Source organism: Pseudomonas sp. B21-019, assembly GCF_024749225.1.
Classification (GTDB): domain Bacteria; phylum Pseudomonadota; class Gammaproteobacteria; order Pseudomonadales; family Pseudomonadaceae; genus Aquipseudomonas.
This window is the reverse complement of sequence record NZ_CP087193.1, coordinates 5,575,332-5,597,025: the sequence shown is the minus strand read 5'-3', so window position 1 is coordinate 5,597,025 and position 21,694 is coordinate 5,575,332. Positions and strand designations below refer to the sequence as shown.

Annotated in this window: 21 protein-coding genes; 7 read left to right on the top strand and 14 right to left on the bottom strand. The window is 60.3% G+C overall.

All coding sequences use genetic code 11. The annotated features are described in order from the left end of the window. Positions 1-141: 141 nt before the first annotated feature. The 9 genes from LOY36_RS25130 to LOY36_RS25090 form a co-directional block, all read right to left on the bottom strand. On the bottom strand, positions 142-888 hold the full coding sequence (locus tag LOY36_RS25130; protein WP_026345994.1) for a S24 family peptidase: 747 nt from the start codon (positions 886-888) through the stop codon (positions 142-144). Positions 889-1,116: 228 nt separating this feature from the next. Further along, complete coding sequence (gene ppa / locus LOY36_RS25125; RefSeq protein ID WP_258671259.1) at positions 1,117-1,644, bottom strand: inorganic diphosphatase; 528 nt, start codon at positions 1,642-1,644, stop codon at positions 1,117-1,119. A gap of 113 nt (positions 1,645-1,757) precedes the next feature. Further along, entirely contained in the window at positions 1,758-2,570 is an 813-nt protein-coding gene (locus tag LOY36_RS25120) for a zinc-dependent peptidase (protein ID WP_019650876.1), read from the bottom strand. A 6-nt stretch (positions 2,571-2,576) separates the two neighbouring features. After that, positions 2,577-3,233 (bottom strand): DedA family protein, encoded by a 657-nt coding sequence (locus tag LOY36_RS25115; RefSeq protein WP_019650877.1) that lies wholly within the window; start codon positions 3,231-3,233, stop codon positions 2,577-2,579. Between the two features lie 267 nt (positions 3,234-3,500). Continuing rightward, positions 3,501-3,962: an N-acetyltransferase gene (locus tag LOY36_RS25110; RefSeq protein ID WP_007933573.1), complete on the bottom strand. Its 462-nt coding sequence runs from the start codon at positions 3,960-3,962 to the stop codon at positions 3,501-3,503. Positions 3,963-4,075: 113 nt separating this feature from the next. Continuing rightward, the gene (eutC, locus tag LOY36_RS25105) at positions 4,076-4,900 is read right to left on the bottom strand and encodes an ethanolamine ammonia-lyase subunit EutC (RefSeq protein WP_258671258.1); all 825 of its coding nucleotides are present in this window, start codon (positions 4,898-4,900) and stop codon (positions 4,076-4,078) included. 8 nt (positions 4,901-4,908) lie between these two features. Beyond that, positions 4,909-6,303 carry an ethanolamine ammonia-lyase subunit EutB gene (locus tag LOY36_RS25100; protein WP_258671257.1) on the bottom strand — a complete coding sequence of 465 codons (1,395 nt, stop codon included), beginning with the start codon at positions 6,301-6,303 and terminating at the stop codon, positions 4,909-4,911. A gap of 114 nt (positions 6,304-6,417) precedes the next feature. Further along, complete coding sequence (eat, locus tag LOY36_RS25095) at positions 6,418-7,788, bottom strand: ethanolamine permease (protein ID WP_019581359.1); 1,371 nt, start codon at positions 7,786-7,788, stop codon at positions 6,418-6,420. A 285-nt stretch (positions 7,789-8,073) separates the two neighbouring features. Next, positions 8,074-9,594 carry an aldehyde dehydrogenase family protein gene (locus LOY36_RS25090; protein WP_258671256.1) on the bottom strand — a complete coding sequence of 507 codons (1,521 nt, stop codon included), beginning with the start codon at positions 9,592-9,594 and terminating at the stop codon, positions 8,074-8,076. A gap of 480 nt (positions 9,595-10,074) precedes the next feature. On the opposite strand from LOY36_RS25090, the gene LOY36_RS25085 reads away from it, so the two are divergent. The 4 genes from LOY36_RS25085 (at position 10,075) to LOY36_RS25070 (ending at position 14,502) form a co-directional block, all read left to right on the top strand. Further along, complete coding sequence (locus LOY36_RS25085) at positions 10,075-11,988, top strand: sigma-54-dependent Fis family transcriptional regulator (protein ID WP_258671255.1); 1,914 nt, start codon at positions 10,075-10,077, stop codon at positions 11,986-11,988. A 258-nt stretch (positions 11,989-12,246) separates the two neighbouring features. After that, positions 12,247-13,596, top strand: coding sequence for a UDP-N-acetylmuramate:L-alanyl-gamma-D-glutamyl-meso-diaminopimelate ligase (gene mpl / locus LOY36_RS25080; RefSeq protein WP_258671254.1), 1,350 nt, complete (start codon positions 12,247-12,249; stop codon positions 13,594-13,596). Next, complete coding sequence (ubiX, locus tag LOY36_RS25075; RefSeq protein ID WP_258671253.1) at positions 13,593-14,225, top strand: flavin prenyltransferase UbiX; 633 nt, start codon at positions 13,593-13,595, stop codon at positions 14,223-14,225. Before mpl ends, ubiX begins: the two co-directional genes overlap by 4 nt. Beyond that, positions 14,218-14,502 (top strand): YceK/YidQ family lipoprotein, encoded by a 285-nt coding sequence (locus LOY36_RS25070; protein ID WP_019650882.1) that lies wholly within the window; start codon positions 14,218-14,220, stop codon positions 14,500-14,502. Before ubiX ends, LOY36_RS25070 begins: the two co-directional genes overlap by 8 nt. A 156-nt stretch (positions 14,503-14,658) precedes the next feature. Here the strand turns inward: LOY36_RS25070 and LOY36_RS25065 are convergent, their stop codons facing one another. The 3 genes from LOY36_RS25065 to LOY36_RS25055 form a co-directional block, all read right to left on the bottom strand. Further along, complete coding sequence (locus LOY36_RS25065) at positions 14,659-15,300, bottom strand: oxidoreductase (RefSeq protein WP_019650883.1); 642 nt, start codon at positions 15,298-15,300, stop codon at positions 14,659-14,661. 27 nt (positions 15,301-15,327) lie between these two features. Beyond that, a complete protein-coding gene (locus tag LOY36_RS25060) occupies positions 15,328-17,043 on the bottom strand; it encodes a C13 family peptidase (RefSeq protein ID WP_258671252.1) in 1,716 nt (571 codons plus the stop codon). 115 nt (positions 17,044-17,158) lie between these two features. After that, positions 17,159-17,614, bottom strand: coding sequence for a MaoC family dehydratase (locus tag LOY36_RS25055; protein WP_018925744.1), 456 nt, complete (start codon positions 17,612-17,614; stop codon positions 17,159-17,161). A 193-nt stretch (positions 17,615-17,807) separates the two neighbouring features. Here LOY36_RS25055 and LOY36_RS25050 point away from each other — a divergent pair, with 193 nt between their 5' ends. The 3 genes from LOY36_RS25050 to LOY36_RS25040 are packed head-to-tail and all read left to right on the top strand — an operon-like array spanning position 17,808 to position 19,484. After that, on the top strand, positions 17,808-18,170 hold the full coding sequence (locus LOY36_RS25050; RefSeq protein ID WP_258671251.1) for a CidA/LrgA family protein: 363 nt from the start codon (positions 17,808-17,810) through the stop codon (positions 18,168-18,170). Continuing rightward, positions 18,167-18,883, top strand: coding sequence for an LrgB family protein (locus LOY36_RS25045; RefSeq protein WP_007937459.1), 717 nt, complete (start codon positions 18,167-18,169; stop codon positions 18,881-18,883). Before LOY36_RS25050 ends, LOY36_RS25045 begins: the two co-directional genes overlap by 4 nt. Before the next feature lie 10 nt (positions 18,884-18,893). Continuing rightward, positions 18,894-19,484, top strand: coding sequence for an LON peptidase substrate-binding domain-containing protein (locus LOY36_RS25040; protein ID WP_018925747.1), 591 nt, complete (start codon positions 18,894-18,896; stop codon positions 19,482-19,484). A 17-nt stretch (positions 19,485-19,501) separates the two neighbouring features. On the opposite strand, the gene LOY36_RS25035 is transcribed toward LOY36_RS25040, so the two are convergent. Then, a complete protein-coding gene (locus LOY36_RS25035) occupies positions 19,502-20,818 on the bottom strand; it encodes a bifunctional DedA family/phosphatase PAP2 family protein (RefSeq protein WP_258671250.1) in 1,317 nt (438 codons plus the stop codon). A 100-nt stretch (positions 20,819-20,918) separates the two neighbouring features. Then, positions 20,919-21,617 carry a DNA-3-methyladenine glycosylase gene (locus LOY36_RS25030; protein ID WP_258671249.1) on the bottom strand — a complete coding sequence of 233 codons (699 nt, stop codon included), beginning with the start codon at positions 21,615-21,617 and terminating at the stop codon, positions 20,919-20,921. Positions 21,618-21,694 lie beyond the last annotated feature (77 nt).

The following is a 21,694-nucleotide window of genomic DNA, read 5'->3' as shown; positions in this document are numbered from 1 at the left end:
AGTGATCTGCCTTGTCGGTGCGATCTGAGCCTTGGAAAGGGTCGATGCGCAAATGTGGGGCGCAGCATACTGATTTTTTTGAGGAATTCCCAGCTTGGCGTGTGGGGTAGAGCTTTGCGCTGAGGCTACAGGGCTTCGTATTTACAGGAACGGTACGGACGGTCTGCGTTTGTTGAGCGTGGACCACCAGAACACCCACCCCAATACCCTGATGTTCTGCTTGTCGATCTGCTCGGCGTTGAAGATCTCATCCGGATACTCGGCACGATTGTGGCTGCGCAACCGCAGCGCATTTCCCGGCATTCGGTGCAGGTATTTGATCCGCAACATCCCGTCATGTTCGATCGCATAGATCTCGCCATCGATAATCTGCGTAAGCCCGCGATCAATGGCGAGGGTAGAACCGTCTTCAATCTTCTCCGCCATGCTGTTACCGATCATATGGGTGCAGATGGCATTGGCATGTTTGATTTCCAGGGAGTCGAGGTGGCTGTGGGGCAGGCGGATGGATTGACCCTTGTCCTCGACGACGTGGGTTTTATTGGAGCCTGGGGCGGTGGTGGTTTCTTTGAAGAAGGGCAGTTCGACGTCGATGGGCTCGATCACCGTGTAGATGCCACGGATGGCCTGGGCGTCGAAGGTGTTGCCGGACTCGTCGAGCACACGCAGGCGCGAGGACTCTTTCGGGCCTTCGCCGGTTTTCAGCCAGTCACTGTTTACAGACAGAAGTCGGGAGACTTCTTCCATGCGATAAGCGGGCACACCACGGGTGTACCAGTTATGGATGTTTTGCGCTTCCGTGTCGAAGAAAGCGGCAAATCCTGTCGTTGTAATGTTGGCTGCTTCGAGGAGCGCTCTGAACCGTGGGCCGCTAGTGTTCTTTTTCATAAACACGAGTCTACGGGCGCAGGATGGGGGTTTGAATAAACGACCCGTTCAAATTTCGAGGGAAATTTAAGACCGGATGTAAGACGCTTTTCGTAAAAAATAAACAGGCAAACACCCAGGCCGAAATGCTCAAAACTCATTGTTAAAAGCGTTCCAGGCAGGCACAAAAAACCCCGGATCAACCGGGGTTTTCCTTGAAGCGTGAGGCTAGAAACTAACCGTTGCTTCTCAGCCTTTGTAGGCGGCAACCGACTTGGTGATCGCGGCGCGGGCAGCGTCTGCGCTGTCCCAGCCTTCGATTTTCACCCATTTGCCTTTTTCGAGGTCTTTGTAGTTCGCGAAGAAGTGCTCGATCTGCTGGATCAGCAGGGCTGGCAGGTCGGTGTATTCCTTCACGTCCACGTACAGCTGGGACAGCTTGTCGTGTGGGACTGCGATGACTTTGGCATCGCCGCCGCCGTCGTCGGTCATGTTCAGGATGCCGACTGGACGCGCGCGGATCACCGAACCTGGAGCAACCGGGTAAGGGGTCACGACCAGCACGTCGAGGGGATCACCGTCGTCAGCCAGGGTGTTCGGGATGTAACCGTAGTTGGCCGGGTAGAACATTGGGGTGGCCATGAAACGGTCAACGAACAGGCAATCGCTGTCTTTGTCGATTTCGTATTTGATCGGCGCGTGGTTGGCCGGGATCTCGATCGCGACGTAGATGTCGTTCGGCAGGTCTTTGCCAGCCGGAATCTTGCTGTAGCTCATTGGGCGGTGCCCCCGTTAGTTGACCAAAAACACTTGGCCGGATTGACCAAAAAGTGGCGGCGATTATAGGCATATTCCGCCACCGTTGCTATGTGCCAGAGGTCGTGTAGACCTTAGTCGTGAGCTTGATAGACCGGATCATTGGCCTGAAGTTGCCTAAGCCTTGCCAAGGGATCCTGCCGGTAAAACAGCCTCAACTGCTCGTAGACCTGTGGATAAGCCTCGTGCAGCAAATCCGGGGCGCTGAAGAAGTATTCGCTGGTGACCGCGAAGAACTCGGCGGGGTTTTCCGCCGCGTACGGGTCGATGGCGGTTTCAGCGTCCGGGTTGCGCTCCAGTTGCCGGTCGAGGTCGTCGTAGGCTTCCTGCATGACCTTGGCCCAGTCGCTGACGCGCATGTCGGCGTGCAGCGGTGGCAGGCCATTGGCGTTGCCGTTGAGCATGTCGAGCTTGTGTGCGAGTTCGTGGATCACCAGGTTGTAGCCTTCCCAGCCACCGCTGGCCATCACGCCGGGCCAGGCGAGGATGATCGGGCCTTGCTGCCAGGCTTCGCCGCTGTGTTCGCCGTCCCATTCGTGTTCGACACCACTGGCATCGCGATGGCGCTGGGGGCTGAGGAAATCGTCGGGGTAGAGGATGACTTCGTGAAAGCCCTGATACCAGTTCAGATCACCCAAATGCATGAGCGGTAATTGGGCCTGGGCGGCGAGCAGCAGGCGCTGCTCCTGGTGGAGTTCGACGCCGGGCAGGGCGCTCAGGTGTTTGTCTTGCAGGAACAGCACGCTGGCTTCGCGCAGCCACTGGTCTTCGGCCGCGCTGATGCCGTCGAGGAAGCTCAGGTGATGGCGCACCCGTTGCCACATGTCGTCGGCAATCGGATGCCTGGCCAGGGTGCGCCGGCGTCGCCAGGCGCTAAGGGACCACATTGTCAGTCAGCGGGGTTCGGCTTTGGACGCGGCATTAGCGAGACGGCTGCGGATCACGCCAATGATCATCGGTAGCAGCGACACCAGGATGATACCCACCACCAGCAGCGACAGGTTTTTCTTGATGAACGGTACGTTGCCGAAGAAGTAACCGAGGGTTACCAGGCCACCCACCCAGAGGATGGTGCCGAAAACGCTGAAGGCAAAGAAACGCGGGTAAGGCATTTTGCCAACGCCGGCGACGAACGGGGCAAAGGTACGGATGATTGGCATGAAACGCGCCAGGGTCACGGTTTTGCCGCCATGTTTGTCGTAGAAATCGTGGGTTTGTTGCAGGTAATCGCGGCGGAAGATTTTCGAGTTCGGGTTACTGAACAGCCGTTCGCCGACGGTGCGGCCGATCACGTAGTTGGTGCTGTCGCCGAGGATCGCCGCCAGCATCAGCAGGCCGCCCAGCAGTACCGGATCCATGCCGCCACCGGCCGCCACGGCGCCCGCGATGAACAACAGGGAATCGCCCGGCAGGAACGGCATCACCACCAGCCCGGTTTCGCAGAAGATCACCATGAACAGGATGGCGTAGATCCATGCTCCGTAGTTGTTCACCAGCATCTCGAGGTAAACATCGAGATGCAGAATAACGTCGATCGGGTTGAAATCCATGGAAAGCACCTGTGGTGATGGCCCGACTCAGCAGGCCTGTGCGGATAGCTTCGCGTAAGACTACAGCGGGGTGTGATTTTTCTTACGAGTCGTGAGGTGTGGGCATTATACGGGGTGAAAAGTGAAAAACGCGTCGAGTTTGTAGCGAGGAATGTCGATGTGTTACAGGGTTTTTCGGAAAAGATCGCAGCCTTCAGTAGCGCCTACAGGTTCGAGGTCGCCCCGGTCAATGTAGAGCTGCCGAAGGCTGCGATCTTTTTGGTGACCTTAAAGTCCGTCACTGATAGGCAACACGTAGTTCTTGAACTCAGTGTCTTCCCTGAACCCGATGGATTCGTAGGTTTTCTGCGCGACTTCGTTGTTGCTGCTGGTGGAAACGCGCATGCGCACGGCATTGGTTTCCTTGGCCATTTTCTTCGCGGTGCGGATCAGGTTGTCGGCCACTAACTGGCGGCGGGCGTCTTCGGCGACGTAGATGTCGTTGAGGATCCATACGCGTTTGAGCGAAAGAGACGAGAAGCTCGGGTACAACTGACAGAAACCCAACAGTTTGTTGTTGTCGTCATCGGCCAGGGCTAGGTAGATCACCGACTCTTTGCGCCGCAGGCGCTTTTCGAGGAACGCTCGGGACGAGTCCGGATACGGCAGGGAACCGTAAAACTCGCGATATTTGACGAACAACGGGGTCAGCAGGTCCAGGTGTTCGAGGGTCGCTTGAATAATCCGCATGGTAGGTCTCGTCTTCAAGTGGCTGTCTTACATGGTGACGGCGATAGGAAACCCTTGGCGGCCGTGCATCGATCCTGCCTTAAACCAGAATAGAAACGCAATGCGGAAACGGTTCAGGCATCCGACGGGCTGAGTAGGAAATTACCTTTCAAGTCTGCTCCTGTGTCCGACTCCAGCGTCTGAACCTGGGCTTCGTCCTTCAGACTGACCCCCGATAACTGCCGCCGACAGGCTTCGCGCATCAAATACAGCAAACGGTGTGCCGCCATGCCGTAACTCAAGCCTTCGAGCCGGACGTTCGAGATGCAGTTGCGGTAGGCATCCGTCAGTCCGACCTTGGGATTATAGGTGAAGTACAGCCCCAGGCTGTCTGGCGAGCTTAATCCAGGACGTTCGCCGATCAGTATGACCACCATTTTCGCACCCAGCAGCTCGCCAATCTCGTCAGCCACCGCAACCCGGCCTTGTTCCACCAGAATAACCGGCGACAGGGACCAGCCTTCGATAGCCGTCTGTTCTTCCATGCGTGCCAGAAACGGCAAGGTGTGGCGATGAACGGCCAGTGCCGAGAGACCATCGGCCACCACCACGGCCAGATCCACCCCGCCTGGATGGGCTCGCGAGTAATCACGCAGAGTCTGCGCTGACTCATCACTCAACTTGCGCCCCAAATCGGGGCGCTGCAGATAGCTGTTCCGATCCGTGGCGGCACTGTGCAGCAGCAAACTCTCACGCCCACGCTCGGTCAGTTGCGAACTGAGCGCCGAGTGATCGAAAGGCAGGTGCACCGCATCCCGGGCCTGGGCATGGGCGTACTGGAAATCCAGTTGCGCGCTGGTCGGCATACTGGTACCGGTGCGACCCAGCGCAATGCGCGCCGGGGTCAGGCGACGCAGTTCCAGCAACGGATTTTGCGGATCGACGGGGGGCTTATCCATATAAACACTCATCCCAGTTGCGCCAATGCCTGGCGGAACGCCAGTGGCAGGCTGTTGCCGAAGTGAATTTTGCCGTCCGCCTGGGTGAAGATGCCCATGTTCGCCAGCCACTGTTCAAACTCCGGCGCCGGTTTCAGGCCCAGGGTTTGCCGGGCGTAGAGGGCGTCGTGGAACGAGGTGGTCTGATAGTTGAGCATGATGTCGTCGGAGCCGGGGATGCCCATGATGAAGTTGATCCCGGCCACGCCCAGCAAGGTCAGCAGAGTGTCCATGTCGTCCTGGTCGGCTTCGGCATGGTTGGTGTAACAGATATCGCAGCCCATGGGTACGCCCAGCAGCTTGCCGCAGAAGTGGTCTTCGAGGCCGGCGCGGATGATCTGTTTACCGTTATAGAGGTATTCCGGGCCGATGAAGCCTACGACGGTGTTCACCAGAAACGGTTTGAAATGCCGTGCCACGGCGTAGGCGCGGGTTTCACAGGTCTGTTGATCGATGCCGTGGTGGGCGTTGGCCGACAAGGCACTGCCTTGGCCGGTCTCGAAATACATCAGGTTTTGGCCCAATGTGCCGCGATTCAGGCTCAAGCCCGCGTCGTAGCCTTCCTGTAAAACGTTGAGGTTGATACCGAAACTGGCGTTGGCCGCTTCGGTGCCGGCAATTGACTGGAACACCAGGTCCAGCGGAACCCCGCGATTGACCGCCTCGATGGAGGTGGTGACGTGGGTCAGCACGCAGGCCTGTGTCGGAATGTCGTAGCGCTGGATGATCGCGTCGAGCATTTCCAGAATGGCGCAGATCGAAGCGATGCTGTCGGTGGCCGGGTTGATGCCGATCATCGCGTCACCGTTGCCGTACAGCAGGCCGTCGAGAATGCTGGCGGCGATGCCGGCCGGTTCGTCGGTGGGGTGATTGGGTTGCAGGCGTGTCGAGAGCCGGCCACGCAGGCCCAGAGTGCCGCGGAACTTGGTGACCACGCGGATTTTCTGCGCCACCAGCACCAGATCCTGCACGCGCATGATCTTCGACACGGCGGCGACCATTTCCGGGGTCAGGCCGGGGGCGAGGGCGCGCAGGCTTTGTTCATCGGCGGCTTCGCTGAGCAGCCAGTCGCGGAAACCGCCGACGGTGAGGTGGCTGACCGCTTTAAAAGCCTGTTTGTCGTGAGTGTCGATGATCAGTCGGGTGACCTCATCGGCCTCGTAAGGAATCAGCACTTCCTCCAGGAAGTGGGCCAGCGGGGTGTCGGCCAGGGCCATCTGCGCGGCCACCCGCTCGCCATCGTTGAGGGCGGCAACGCCGGCCAGAAAGTCCCCGGAGCGCGCCGGGCTGGCTTTGGCCATGACGTCCTTGAGGCTGTTGAAGCGGTAGGTCTGGGCGCCGACGGTATGGGCAAATACGGCCATGGGGCGGTGTCCTCCTGATTCAATGAATCTCTCAAATGCATCGCCGAACCCCTGTGGGACGGCGGTGCACTTCAATATGGCAGGCGCCGGGAATCAGCCCGGCGCCGGTGCAACTTAGACGCCTTCGAGCATCGCATCCGCCGGTGCATCGGCACGTTGCTTGGCGGTCAGTTGGAAGTACAGGTAGCCGGCCACCATGAAACCGAGGAACACACAGCCGATCAGCGCGTTGAACCAGGCCATCGCCACCAGGCACACCACCGCCAGAAACAGCGCAATGCCTGGCACGATCGGATAGCCCGGCGCACGGAAGGTGCGTTCCAGGTTTGGCTCGGTCTTACGCAGTTTGAACAGGCTCAGCATACTGATGATGTACATCACGATGGCGCCGAATACCGACATGGTGATCATCGCAGCCGTCAGCGTCATGCCTTGCAGGTTGACCAGGCCATCACTGTAGATCGCCGCGATGCCGATCACGCCGCCCGCCAGGATCGCCCGGTGCGGGGTCTGGAAGCGCGACAGTTTGGCCAGGGAGGCCGGCAGGTAACCGGCGCGAGCCAGGGCGAAGAACTGCCGCGAATAGCCCAGAATGATTCCGTGGAAGCTCGCCACCAGGCCGAACAGACCGATCCACACCAACATGTGCATCCAGCTCGAGTTGTTGCCGACCACGGCTTTCATCGCCTGAGGCAGCGGGTCGTTGATGTTCGACAGTTGGCGCCAGTCGCCGACACCGCCCGCCATGACCATCACGCCGATGGCGAGGAACACCAGGGTCAGAATGCCGCTGACGTAAGCCTTGGGAATCGTGCGTTTCGGGTCCTTGGCTTCTTCGGCGGCCATGGCTGCGCCTTCAATGGCGAGGAAAAACCAGATCGCGAACGGGATGGCCGCAAAGATGCCGGGAATCGAGGCCATGCTGAATTCATTGGCGCCCGACCAGCCGTTGAGCACGAAGTTACTGAAGCTGAAGCCCGGTGCGACCACACCCATGAACACCAGCAATTCGGCGACGGCGAGCACGGTGACCACCAGTTCGAAGGTGGCCGCGATGCTGACGCCGAGGATATTCAGGGTCATGAACACGAAATAGGCGCCAACAGCGGCGATCTTCGGGTCCAGTTCCGGGTATTGCACATTGAGGTAGGCGCCGATGGCCATGGCAATTGCCGGTGGCGCAAAGACGAATTCGATCAGGGTGGCGATGCCGGCGATCAGTCCGCCTCGCTCGCCGAAGGCTCGGCGGCTGTAGGCAAACGGCCCGCCAGCGTGGGGAATGGCGGTGGTCAATTCGGTGAAACTGAAGATGAAGCAGGTGTACATCGTGGCCACCATCAATGCGGTGACGAGAAAGCCCAGGGTACCTGCGGTGCCCCAGCCATAACTCCAGCCGAAATACTCGCCGGAAATCACCAGGCCGACGGCAATGCCCCATAGATGCAGGGTGCCGAGTGTGGGTTTGAGCTGTGTAGTAGAAGTCATAAGTCCTCTCTGTCTTTTTTATTGTTTGATCTGTTGGACTTTCGGGTATGGCGTTTTCAGGTGTAGAGCGGGCACGCAAAGCCCATGCCAGACCGGCAGGGCGCTGTGGGTGGTGTCAATGGAGGCGCCTTCGCTGGCAAGCCATGTTCCTGCAGGTAATGCGCGATCCTGTAGGAGCTGGCGAAGCCTGCGATCTTTTGAACCAGGCGATGGGAGCTACCGACAAGCGAAGATCAAAAGATCGCAGCCTGCGGCAGCTCCTACGCCAGATTCAGATCCGTCGCGTCAGAAGAAGCCCAACGGGTTGATGTCGTAGCTCACCAGCAGGTTTTTGGTCTGCTGATAGTGATCGAGCATCATTTTGTGGGTCTCACGGCCGACGCCGGACTTTTTGTAGCCACCGAACGCGGCGTGTGCCGGGTACAGGTGGTAGCAGTTGGTCCACACGCGACCGGCCTTGATGGCGCGGCCCATGCGGTAGGCGCGGTTGATGTCGCGGGTCCAGAGGCCGGCACCCAGGCCGAACTCGGTGTCGTTGGCGATGGCCAGGGCCTCGGCTTCGTCCTTGAAGGTGGTGATGCTCACCACCGGGCCGAAGATTTCTTCCTGGAACACGCGCATTTTGTTGGTGCCCTTGAGCAGGGTCGGCTGGATGTAATACCCGGTCGCCAGGCTGCCCTCGAGTTTTTCTACCTTGCCGCCGGTCAGCAGTTCGGCACCTTCGCCCTTGGCGATCTCCAGGTACGAAAGGATTTTGTCGAATTGCTGCTCGGACGCCTGGGCGCCGACCATGGTGTCGGTGTCCAGCGGGTCGCCACGCTTGATCTGCAGGACTTTTTTCATGACAACTTCCATGAACTCGTCGTAGATCGACTCCTGTACCAGGGCGCGGGACGGGCAGGTGCAAACTTCGCCCTGGTTGAAGAATGCCAGCACCAGACCTTCGGCGGCTTTCTCGATGAAGGACGGTTCGGCCTGCATGACGTCTTCGAAGAAGATGTTCGGCGACTTGCCTCCCAGCTCCACGGTGGACGGAATGATGTTTTCGGCGGCGCATTTCATGATGTGCGAGCCGACTGGAGTCGAACCGGTGAAGGCGATCTTGGCGATGCGTTTGCTGGTGGCCAGGGCTTCACCGGCTTCTTTGCCGAAGCCTTGCACCACGTTGAGCACGCCAGGTGGCAGCAGGTCGCCGATCAGCTCCATCAGCACAGTAATGCCCAGCGGGGTTTGCTCGGCAGGTTTGAGAACGATGCAGTTACCGGCAGCCAGGGCCGGAGCGAGTTTCCAGGCGGCCATCAGAATCGGGAAGTTCCACGGGATGATCTGCCCGACCACGCCCAGCGGTTCATGGATGTGATAGGCCACGGTATTGCCGTCGATCTCGGCGGCGCTGCCTTCCTGGGCGCGGATGCAACCGGCGAAGTAGCGGAAGTGGTCGGCGGCCAGCGGGATGTCGGCGTTGAGGGTTTCACGCACGGCCTTGCCGTTGTCCCAGGACTCGGTGATCGCCAGCAGTTCCAGGTTCTGTTCGATGCGATCGGCGATTTTCAGCAGCACCAGCGAGCGTGCCTGGGCGGACGTGGCGCCCCAGGCATCGGCGGCGGCATGGGCGGCGTCCAGGGCTTTTTCGATGTCTTCGGCAGTGGAGCGCGGGAATTCGGCAATAGGCTGGCCGTTGACCGGCGAAGTATTGGTGAAGTACTGACCTTTGACAGGCGCGACGAACTCGCCGCCGATGTAGTTACCGTATTTGCTCTTGAACGAAACGATAGCGCCTTCAGTACCGGGGTGAGCGTAACGCATGATGGGTTTCTCCTTGGCTTTTGTGCTTATAAGGGAGGACGCGCCAGAGCGCGGTAACAAGCGTAGAGCAAAGGTTGGGCCACCGCCTTGCAGGTCAGTTAAATCAAGGGCTTGTGTATTTTTTGTCGGACGGCTGGGCGGTGCTTGTGACGCTTGCGGTACAACCCGTGTGACACTTTGTACCGCTTGTGGCACAGCCTGTGACCGATGGGTCTTGCCAGCATTGCAATGCGTCGATGGCTGGAGGATGCTGGGCCTCAAATTGACACACAGGTGATCCTCTGTGGCGAGGGAGCTTGCGTGGCGAGGGGGCTTGCCCCCGTTGGGCAGCGAAGCAGCCCCCAAACCATTCACCTCGATTTACCAGATACACCGCATGCTCAGGATTTACGACTGCTGCGCAGCCGAACGGGGGCAAGCCCCCTCGCCACAGGAAGTGGTTATAGGTAGGCACTCACCTATCGGGGAGAATAATAAGAAATGCACGACAACCATTTGAGTCGCCATGCCCAGCAAGTGTTGACCGTGACTCAGGGTAAGTCCCACCTGCACGGTCCCGGCAGCGATCCGTCCATTGCCCGCTCCTGGCTGCGGTGCCTTGAGGACTATCACCTCGACCCGGCCCTGACCATGGCGCCGACGGTGCTGGAACATGGCCGCATCCTGGAAAGCCGCGAACGTTTGCAGCAAGTGCTGCAGATCGCCGGCAACGAAATGACCAGCCTCCACCAGCAACTCTCCGGCGCCGGCCACGCGGTGCTGCTGACCGACGCCCGTGGGGTGATCCTCAACTGCGTCACCGCGCCCGCCGAACGGAAGATTTTCGAACGCGCCGGCCTTTGGCTTGGCGCCGACTGGAGCGAAGCCTGCGAAGGTACCAACGGCATCGGCACCTGTCTGGTGGAGCGCCAGTCCCTGACCATTCACCAGGACGAACACTTTCGCGGCCGCCACACTGGCCTGACCTGCTCGGCAAGCCCGGTGTTCGACCCGCACGGCGAGTTGCTTGCGGTGCTCGACGTGTCGTCGGCGCGTCACGAGGTTTCGCGGCAGAGCCAGTTTCACACCATGGCCCTGGTCAATCTGTCGGCGAAGATGATCGAGAGCTGTTATTTCCTGCGTTACTTCGACAATCAATGGCTGCTGCGTTTTCACTTGCAAGCCGAATCCGTCGGACTGTTCAGCGAAGGGCTGCTGGCGTTCGACGGCGAAGGGCGGATCTGTGCGGTCAATCAGAGTGCGCTGAATTTGCTGGGGCATATTCGCGGCGGGCTGTTGGGCCAGCCGGTGGAGGCGTTCTTCGATTGCTCTCTGGACGAGTTGCTCGGCCGCGCGAGCGCCAATGCCAGCGCCAGTTGGCCGTTGCGCACCCGCGACGGGCGGCGGCTGTTTGCTGTATTGCGCGGGCAGCCGCGCAGCATTCCGGCACCCGTGGTGCAAAGCCCGGCAGTGGTCGAGCGTCCACGGCTGTCAGGTATTTGCCTGGGTGACGCCGCGCTGCAGGAAGACTTCCGCAAGGCCTTGCGGGTGTTCGAGCGGGATGTGCCGTTGCTGATCAACGGTGAAACCGGCTGTGGCAAGGAGGCTTTCGCCAAGGCCGTGCATCAGGCCAGTCAGCGGGCAGAAAAATCGTTCGTCGCCCTCAATTGCGCGGCGATCCCCGAAAGCCTGATCGAAAGCGAGCTGTTCGGCTATCGCGGCGGCAGTTTCACCGGTGCCCGCAAGGAAGGCATGCGCGGCAAGTTGCAGCAGGCCGATGGCGGGACATTATTCCTGGATGAAATCGGCGACATGCCGCTGAGCATGCAAACCCGGCTATTAAGGGTGCTGGAAGACCGTCAGGTGGTGCCGATTGGCGGCGAGCCGGAATCGGTCAATGTGCGGATCATCAGCGCCACTCACCGTAACCTGCTCGAAAGGGTGCAGGACGGCAGTTTCCGCGAGGATTTGTATTACCGGCTCAATGGGCTGGAAGTCGCATTGCCGGCGTTGCGCGAGCGCACGGATAAATCACAGTTGCTCGACTTTCTGCTGGCCGAAGAGGCGGGCGGGGAGACAGTGCTGATTGATGCTGCGGCGCGGCAGGCCTTGCTGGATTTTGCCTGGCCGGGGAACGTGCGGCAGTTGCGCAATGTGCTGCGGACTCTGGCGGCGTTGTGTGACGGCGGTCGGATCGGACTGGAAGATTTGCCGGCGATGATTCGTCAGGCCCGGCCGGTGACGGTGGCGACGATTGAAGAGCCGTCCGAATATCCGCTGGACGATGCCGAGCGGTTGGCGTTGCTCAACGTACTGGAACAGCAGCGCTGGCACATGACCCACACAGCCGAGCAGTTGGGCGTGAGCCGCAATACCCTCTACCGGAAGCTGCGCAAACACGGCATCGCCCGATAAGCGTTTTTGTGGCGAGGGAGCTTGTCGGATCGCCGCACCGTCCCGCTCGGCTGCGCAGCAGTCGTAAAGTTGGCAACCGTGATCCAGCTAGCACACCGCGTTGGCTGGTTTTGGGGCTGCTTCGCAACCCAGCGGGAGCAAGCTCCCTCGCCACAAAAAAACGCGCTCGATCAGCCAGGCGGTTGTGCCACGTTCAGCTAAAGAGTGCGATTTTCCCCTCCCTACGCTAACCTGCGGCCATGTTTTACGAGGTCGACTATGCACATTCATATTCTTGGTATTTGCGGCACTTTCATGGGTTCGATGGCGGTTCTGGCCAAAGAGCTGGGCCATCGCGTGACCGGCTCCGATGCCAACGTCTACCCGCCGATGAGCACTCAGCTGCAAGCCCAGGGCATTGAGTTGACCCAAGGTTACGACCCGGCGCAGCTCGATCCGGCCCCGGACCTGGTGGTGATCGGCAATGCCATGTCCCGCGGCAACCCGGCGGTCGAGTACGTGCTGAACAAAGGCCTGCCGTACGTCTCCGGCCCGCAGTGGCTGGCGGATCACGTACTGCAAGGCCGCTGGGTGCTGGCGGTTGCCGGCACGCATGGCAAAACCACCACCAGCAGCATGCTTGCCTGGGTCCTGGAACACGCCGGCATGAGCCCGGGTTTCCTGATCGGTGGCGTGCCGCAGAATTTCTCGGTGTCGGCGCGTCTGGGCGATACGCCGTTCTTCGTGATTGAAGCCGACGAATACGACAGCGCATTCTTCGACAAGCGCTCCAAGTTCGTTCACTACCGCCCGCGCACGGCGATCCTGAACAATCTGGAGTTCGATCACGCGGACATCTTCCCTGATCTGGCGGCCATCGAGCGACAGTTCCACCATTTGGTGCGGACCATTCCGAGCGAAGGCCTGGTGATCCATCCGACCACAGAGCCGGCCTTGCAGCGCGTGATCGAGATGGGCTGCTGGACCCCAGTGCAAACCACCGGCGCCGGCGGTCAATGGCAGGTCAAACTGCTCAGTGAAGATGGCTCGAAGTTCGAAGTGATGTTCGAAGGCGTCGCTCAAGGCGTGGTCGAGTGGGACATGACCGGTCAGCACAATGTCGCCAACGCCTTGGCCACCCTGGCCGCTGCGCGTCACGTCGGCGTCGTGCCGTCGATGGGCGTCGCGGCACTGAGCGCGTTCAAAAGCGTGAAGCGCCGGATGGAAAAAGTTGCGGAAGTCCGTGGCATCACCATCTACGACGACTTCGCCCACCACCCGACCGCCATCGCCACCACCCTCGACGGTTTGCGCAAGCGCATCGGTGATGCGCCGCTGATCGCGATCATCGAGCCGCGCTCCAACTCCATGAAGCTCGGTGCTCACCGCGATGGCTTGCCGGAAAGCGTGGTCGATGCCGATCAGGTGATCTGGTATTCGCCGGCCAACCTCGGTTGGGACCTGGGTGCCACGGCGGCATTGTGCACCGTGCCGTCGATTGTCAGCGATTCGCTGGAAGGCATCATCGAGCGCGTGAAGAGCCAGGCCCAGCCCGGCACTCACGTGGTGATCATGAGCAACGGCGGCTTCGGCGGCCTGCACGGCAAACTGGCCGAGGCGCTGCAATGAACAACGGGCCGGAACGCATCACGCTGGCGATGACCGGCGCTTCGGGCGCCCAGTACGGCTTGCGCCTGCTCGACTGCCTGGTGCGTGAAGACCGCGAGGTGCACTTCCTGATTTCCAAGGCCGCGCAGCTGGTGATGGCCACCGAGACCGATGTCTCGCTGCCGTCCAAGCCGCAGATGATGCAAGCCTTCCTTACTGAATACACCGGTGCCGCCGTCGGGCAGATTCGGGTGTACGGCAAGGAAGACTGGATGTCGCCGGTGGCATCGGGTTCCGGCTCGCCAGCGGCGATGGTGGTGGTGCCGTGTTCCACCGGAACCTTGTCGGCTATCGCGACCGGTGCCTGCAACAACTTGATCGAGCGGGCGGCCGACGTGACGTTGAAGGAGCGCCGCCAGCTGATTCTGGTACCGCGCGAGGCGCCGTATTCGAGCATCCATCTGGAGCACATGCTCAAGCTGTCGAACATGGGCGTGACGATTCTGCCGGCATCGCCAGGCTTCTATCATCAGCCGCAAACCATTGATGACTTGATCGACTTCGTCGTGGCGCGAATTCTCAATCTGCTGAACATTCCGCAAGACATGCTGCCGCGCTGGGGTGAACACCATTTGAGCAGTGATGAATAAGCTGCTGATCATTCTGCTGGCGGTGCAACTGACGGGCTGCGCCACGGCGCGCACCCTCGATGCCGCCAAGCCCGGGGCGCCGGTGGTGTATTCGGGGACGCGTCTGGATTTGTATGCAATGAACGGCGGGTGCTGCGCCATGGACAGATTTGGCGCAGAGGCGCCGAGTTATCCCGGCGTCGATCTGCCAGCCAGTGCGTTGCTCGACACACTGCTGTTGCCGTTGTCGTTGTTGACGGTTTTAGGCGTTGGGTTTCAGGCGACCGGCGGATTGTGAGGGTAGCTGCGCTCCCTGTGGCGAGGGGGCTTGTCCCCGTTGGGTCGCGTAGCGGCCCTCCGTTTCTTCAGTTGCACCAAATCGCCTGGATTTACGACTGCTTCGCAGCCGAACGGGGGCAAGCCCCCTCGCCACAGGTCCGATATCGATCTGAAATCACTTGCCTAACTTGCGCAACTCATCCGACTCGACAATCCGTACGCCATCCTGCTCTTCCAGCGCCAGGCGCCACATGGCGCGGGCCAGTTGGCAGGCTTCGATGCCGTGGTATTTGCCCGGAATCAATTTCGACAACGGACCGGCAACCCGTTCGGCCAGTCGCGGCTCGGCGCGATCGCCCAGCAACAGCGAAGGCCGGCAGATGGTCAGCTGCGGCCAATTCTGCGCGCGCAATGCGTGTTCCATCTCGCCTTTAACCCGGTTATAGAAAATCGGCGATCTGCGGTCGGCCCCCAAGGCACTGATCACGATCAGGTGCCGTGCGCCCATTTCCCGGGCACGTTTGGCGAAGGCCACGACCATGTCCAGGTCCACCGCGCGAAACGCTTCCTCGGAGCCGGCTTGCTTGATCGTGGTGCCGAGGCAGCAGTAGGCGACGTCGACGCGACCGTTCAATTGCGGCAGAAACACCGTCGGGTCACCAACCGGGTTTTCCAGGTGAGGGTGTTCGGCCAGTGGCCGGCGTGAGGGGGCTAATACGCGTGCAATCGTTGGCTCGTTGAGCAGACGGTCAAGCAAATGTTCACCGGTTAACCCGGTAGCTCCGGCAAGCAATACATGCTGAGGCGTCAAGTACATAAAAATTCCCCCTTGATACTGTTCAGCTTAGTTGCTCTTTTCATCCTTGCTGATAGAGACACTTTGCAATGCCTTTCGTGCCTGCTGCTTGCGTAACAATTGCCAATGGGCGAGCACGGCTTTCGGTGCCCATATCTGCGGTTCGGAAGCTTCGAAGCTGTCCGCCAGCTCACGCTCGGCCACGGTGGCGCTGGCCCGTTTGAAGGCTTGCTCCAGATCGTCGGTCTGGTTCAGCGCCTGGGCGAACAGTGCGTCGCCGAAATAGGTGAAGTTGGCTTCTTCCGAACACCCGAAGGACACCCGGTCGGCGCGCGAGGCGGTCATGATCAGGGTGTGTTCATCCTTGAGGGCAGGGATGAAGCCGCCGGAATAGCAAGACGAAATCACGATGATTTTGTCGCGCTTCTTCAGGGGCGCGAGGACGGCGGCGAGTTCGTCGGCCGGCAGGTCGGCCAGTTCCATGCGTGGCTGGTCGAGTACCAGCTCGTGTTCACTGGAGCCATGGCTGGTCAGGTAAATGAACAGCAAGTCCTCCGGGCCACTGCGTTCGGCCAGGGTCTGGGCGGCGCGGCGCAGGTTTTCCCGGGTGGCCATCGGCCGGTCGCCGAGGTGGTCGCGATGGTTGACCAGGCGAATCTGGCCGAAAGCGCCGAAACGGCTGGCGAGCATGTTGGCGACGTAGTCGGATTCGCGCAGGAACACGCTCTGCTTGCCGTCACCGCCCAGGGTCAAGGTGTACAGTTCGACCGCCGGAGTCGAGGCCGGCACGTTGGCCAGTGCTTCGTCGAGCAAGCGGCCCTGGGCCAGCAAGCCGAGTTCCAGGGTGTCGGGCAGCAGCTTGCCGTCGGCGTCGCGCACGCGCTGGCTGTTGATCCAGGTGCCGCTCAGCACCGTGCCATCGGTCAGCACCAACGTGCCTTTGCCCTGATAGTTGTCGCCGTCGAACTGGCCGATATAGAAACTGCCATCGGCCAGGTTCAGGCGGCCCTGGCCGGTGAAGCGCCAGTCGCTGAACTGACCGATGTAGTGACTGCCGTCGGCGCCGATCAACTCGCCCTTGCCGTTCAGCACGCCTTCCTTGAACTGACCGATCCAGACATCGCCATCGGCGTTTTCGTAGCGGCCCTTGCCATGCAATTGATTGTTCTTGAACCCACCGACGTAGATATCGCCATCGGCGCTGTTGAAAGTACCGTTGCCTTCCAGTTGGCCATCGACGAAATGCCCGGTGAACTGATTGCCGCTGCCATCGCTGCGCTGGCCTTCGCCGTTGGGTTTGCCGTGGGCGAACTGACCCTGGTACTGGCTGCCGTCTTCGAGTTCCAGACGACCGAGCCCTGAATATTGGTCGGCCTTGAATTCGCCGCGATAGGTCATGGCGTTTTCTTTGAGGGTGCCTTCTCCGTCCCGTCGACCGGCCTTGAAACCGCCGGTGTAGCTGCTGCCGGTGGTGGTCAGCGTGCCCTGGCCGTCGAACAGCCCCTGCTGGAACTGCCCACGATAGACCTCGCCGTTGCTGCCGTGCCATTCGCCCTGGCCATGCCATTGGCCTTTGTCGAAGTGACCGGCGTACCAGCTGCCGTTCGGGTAATCGATGCGACCCTCGCCTTGCAGCAAGCCGTTGACCAGATCACCACGATAGCGTCCGCCGTCCGGCAGGCGGGCGTCGGGGGGCAACAGCGATTCGCCATCGCCGCAAGCGGTGAGCATCAGGGTCAGGGCAAGGAGTGCAAGTGAGCGCATAGCGGGATCCGGGCAATTAGGCGACGGAGTATGCCGCAGCTATGTGTCGCATTTATAGAGACACGGCACAGACACCGCGCGAAACAGCATGAGCTGCTTCGCAATCAGGCATGTGTCAGACGAAGCAGAGGGACAATGGCTCGGCGATATAGGCCGGTTTGTCCGATCCTTCGATTTCAAGCGTAGCGGTGGCCTTGAGCAGCCATTGGCCGGGTTTCTTCTCGGTGACGTCGTTCATGTCGACCTTGAGTCGAACCCTGGAATTAACCTTCACAGGCTGGATGAAACGCACGCTGTCCAGGCCATAGTTGACCACCATCTTCGCGCCTTCGGGCAGGATGAGGATGTCTTCCATCAGTTTGGGGATCAGCGACAACGACAGGAAACCATGGGCGATGGTGCTGCCAAAAGGCGTTTGCGCGGCTTTGACCGGGTCGACATGGATGAACTGATAATCGCCTGTGGCTTCTGCGAACAGGTTGATGCGTTCCTGGTCGATGGTGAGCCATTGGGAACATCCGAGTTCCTTGCCGACATAATCTTTGAGCTCTGCAACTGGAACATAGGGCATTGAGACTCTCCTTGGTTCATCGGATTTATAGTTTTTCGAGTGGGGGACTTGACCTCCCTGCGAACCACTTTAGATCAACATGACAAATTGCTCCGGTCAACTGACCATGCTTTTGGCGAATGCCGATTCATAGCGTGGGCATGCTTATAATGTCCGGCCCCTGCTTGGTGGGGGAGAGCGCGGGAGAGGATGGATGTTGTTACGTGGCCTGACCTGGCTGGTGCTGTTTCAATTGCTCGGCACAGCCCTCAATCATCTGTTTTTGCCGGTGCTGCCGGGGCCGATCATTGGCCTGCTGTTGCTGCTGGGGTATCTGGTCAGCCGTGGTCAAGTCGGCGAGCCGCTGAACCTTGCGGCCAGCAGCCTGCTGCGCTACTTGCCGTTGCTGCTGGTGCCGCCGGCTGTGGGGGTGATGGTTTATGCCACTGACATTGCAGCGGATTTCTGGGCGATCACCGGTGCGCTGGTGTTGTCGCTGGTGCTGTCGATGGCCTTCGCCGGGGTGCTGATGCAGCGCATGGTCAAGCGTCACGCCCATTCCGAGGACAGCCAATGATGTTCGATTGGCACGGCGCCTGGGCGTCGGTGATTCATCATCCGCTGTTCGGCATCGGCATTACGCTGGGCGCGTATCAATTGGTGCTGGCGGCGTTCGAGAAAACCCGCTGGATTTTTCTGCAACCTGTGCTGGTCTCCATGCTGCTGGTCATCGGCGTGCTGGTTAGTTGCGGCCTGAGTTACGTTGAGTACCGCAAGAGCACCGAGATCCTCAGTATCTTGCTCGGGCCAGCCACTGTTGCGCTGGCGGTGCCGCTGTACCTCAACCTGCGGCGGATTCGACAGTTGTTCTGGCCGATATTTACTACGCTGGTGATAGGTGGCGTCGTCGCCACGGGCATGGGTGTGCTGCTGGGTTGGTGGTTCGGTGCCGAACACATGATCTTGATGACCATGGCCCCCAAGTCGGTCACCTCGCCGATTGCCATGCTGGTGGCGGAGCAGATTGGTGGCGTCGCGGCGCTGGCGGCGGTGTTCGTGTTGATTACCGGGGTGATCGGAGCGATCTTCGGGCCGAGTCTTTTGACCCGTCTCGGTGTCCACAGTCCGGAGGCTCGCGGTATGGCACTGGGCATGACCGCCCATGCGGTCGGCACCTCCGTGGCCTTGCAGGAAAGTGAAGAGTGCGGCGCCTTCGCGGCGCTGGCGATGAGTCTGATGGGCGTGGCCACGGCGGTATTCCTGCCGTTGGCGGTGTCGATGGTGGTGTAAGGAAATGTCTATGAGTTTGCCGCTTTTTCCGCTGAACACGGTGCTGTTTCCGGACTGCATCCTCGACTTGCAGATTTTCGAGGCGCGCTACCTGGACATGATCGGTCGTTGCATGAAACAGGGCAGTGGCTTCGGCGTGGTGTGCATTCTCGAGGGTGAAGAAGTCGGCATCGCTCCTGAAGGCTACGCTCGCGTGGGGTGCGAGGCGCTGATCACCGATTTCCATCAGCAGGACAACGGCCTGTTGGGCATTCGGGTAAAGGGCGGGCGGCGTTTCCACGTGGTGCGCACCGAGGTGCAGCGCGACCAGTTGATCGTCGCCGAAGTCGAGTGGCTCAAAGATGAGCCTGAACAACCGTTACAGGATGAAGACGCCGACCTGGTCGCGCTGCTCAAGGCCTTGGCGGAACACCCGATGGTCGAAGCGCTGAGCATGGGCACTGAAGCGACGGGGCAACAGTCGCTGGCCAATCAGTTGGCGTACCTGTTGCCGTTTTCCGAGGTGGACAAGATCGACTTGCTGCAACTCGATGATCCGCAGCAACGGCTGGATGCGATTCAGGCGTTGCTGGATGAGTTGCAGGGTGAGTTGTTTGCCTGACGTCCGCTTTTGATCTTCTAATACGCATACCGCAACAAAGCATGCGGCAAATGCCTCAACACAAAGAATCCGAACAACGCCACCAGCGACGGCAACACCAGCCACCAGACCTTGGGTGGCATGGTGTTGAGCGGCGTCTGGCGTTGCGTCAGCCACAGGCTCACCGCACACACGCATGCCGCCAGCATCGCTCCGGCCAGCACATCGGTAGGCCAATGCGCCCCCAGGTACACCCGCGACAGGGCAATCGCCAGCGCCGGCAAACAACCCAGCAGCAACCAGGTCAGGCGCATCCGCGGCGGCTGCCCGCGACCGGCCAGCACCGCGAGGGTTAGAAACAGCGCAAACGAGCCCGAGGCGTGGCCGCTGGGCATGCTGTAGCTGGTCAGTGGATCGCTCAGCACTTCCGGGCGAATGCGGGCGAAAAAGTGTTTGGTTGCAGTGTTGCCCAGCGCGGTGAAAAGCAATGTGCTGCCGGCAAAGATCGCGTGCCGCCATTGTCGCGTCAGCAACAGCAAGGCAATCAGCAGGGCGCTGAACATAAACATGTTGCGGAACTCGCCAATCAGCGTGAACACCACGGCTACTTCATCGAGCATCGGGCTGCGGTGTTCCTGCACCAGGGTCATCAACCCTTGGTCGAGGGCGGTCAGGTGCGGATAGCCGATGAACAGTCCCGCCAGAATTAGAAAACTCATGCCGGTGATCAGCATCGTCGCCTTGCGATGGCGGCGCATGCTGCTGGTAATGCTCAAGCCCACCATGACGGCGATGCTGCCGGCAACGATCCCGGCTTCGGGCCAGAACCCTTCGGGCAATGGCAAGCGAATCGCCGCGCCGGTGGCCCAGCCGGGCAGCAGATAGGCAACGCTCCAGCCCGCGGCGGCCAACAGGCTGACGGCGGCGAAGCGGGGGAAGGGCATGTCGAACATTCCGGCGACCATCGGCAGCATTGGTCGCAACGGGCCGATAAAGCGTCCGACCAACAGGCTGGCAATGCCATAACGCTGAAAATACGCTTCGGCCCCGGCGATCCATTCCGGATGATGGCGCAACCCCGGCAGGCGCCGGATGTTCTGGTGGAAATGTCGCCCCAGGAAATACGAAACGATGTCGCCCAGCACGCCGCCGAGGAAACCCAGCAGCAATGTTTCACCCAGCGACAGTGCGCCACTGCCGGCCAGTACTGCCACGGCAAACAACAACACCGTACCGGGTACGATCAGCCCGGCAATCGCCAGGCACTCCACACACGCCACTAGGAACACTGCCAAGGCCAGCCACTGCGGATTGACCGTCAGCCAACCGGTCACGCTATCGAGCCATGGGCCCATAAAAACAACTCCATCGAATGTTCACTTGGCCCCAAAGGGACGAATCTCCCAAATGCTGAAAGACCGCTTCCACTGGGATTCCCGTTTGCCCGGGCATGTTTCAAGTCAGCAAAAAATAATCGCGCCCTTCGACCTGACCCCGACGCATCGGATTGCGAGTGCAGTACGGCGCGTAAGCCGCATCGACGAAGCGGTACATTAAATGTTCGTCGCGCCCCTGGGGGATGCCCAGGCGGGTGGTCTGGATGATGTGGCCGGGCGCAGGCCCGATGTCTTCCACCAGCAGCACTTCATGGTCAAAGCGCTTGGCGTCCCAGACCGGCACCTTCAGCCCCAGCGCCTTGCACAGCAAGGTCTGCCCGGCGCACAGCTTTTGCGAGGGGCGAGGGCGGCCCTTGGCGTCGGGATTGTTCAACAGCATCTGCGCCAGGCTGGCTGGCCCGCTCAGTTCGTCGACCCATGGATAGGCGGATTTGATCAGCACCGCATTGCCCGGACCTTGGGCACTGAAGTTCAGGGAATCGCCGCCGCGGGCGTAATACATATAGATGTGGCCGCCATCCAGAAACAAAGCCTTACGCTTTTCTGTGTAGCCCAGGGAGGCGTGGCTACCCTTTTCTTCGCAGTAATAGGCTTCGGTCTCGATAATCCGGGCGCTGAGCCACAGGTCGTCGACCCGGTGGCGGATGATTTTGCCCAGTAGATCCCGGGCCAGCGTTTGGGCGTCGCGGTCGAAAAATGCATCCGGCAGCGCCTTTGGTGGGCGCGTTTCGGATGCACGAACAGTCAGGTTAGTCATGATGAACAGCGTTTATCAGGGCTGATTGAGTCGTGATGATAACAATATGCAACTTAATCACGGCTGAACGTCGGCAA